Source organism: Acinetobacter sp. 1124_18A, from assembly GCF_052824995.1.
This window is the reverse complement of sequence record NZ_VTDF01000035.1, coordinates 1-377: the sequence shown is the minus strand read 5'-3', so window position 1 is coordinate 377 and position 377 is coordinate 1. Positions and strand designations below refer to the sequence as shown.

Annotated in this window: 1 protein-coding gene; it reads left to right on the top strand. The window is 47.2% G+C overall.

The window, feature by feature from the left end:
- The coding region (locus FY048_RS19000) for a thiolase family protein (protein ID WP_446092176.1) at positions 1-377 on the top strand (377 nt) is incomplete at both ends.

Here is a 377-nt window from a genome sequence, read left to right as displayed (position 1 = left end):
AAACTTAAAGAATTGTATGGTGTAGACACCATGCCCCAGACTGCCGAAAACGTCGCTGAACAGTTTAACGTTAATCGTGCAGATCAGGACCAGTTTGCCTTGGTGAGCCAACAACGCACCGCAAGCGCGCAAGCCAAAGGCTTTTTTTCTAAAGAAATCGTGGCAGTTGAGATCCCTCAGCGTAAGGGTGATGCTGTTGTGATTGATACCGATGAACATCCACGCGCATCAACCACGCTTGAAGCTTTAAGCAAGCTTAAACCTGTTGTCAAAGCAGATGGTTCTGTCACTGCGGGGAATGCTTCAGGTATTAATGATGGTGCAGCAGCACTGCTGATTGCTTCTGATGATGCAGTTCAAGCTTACAACCTCAAACC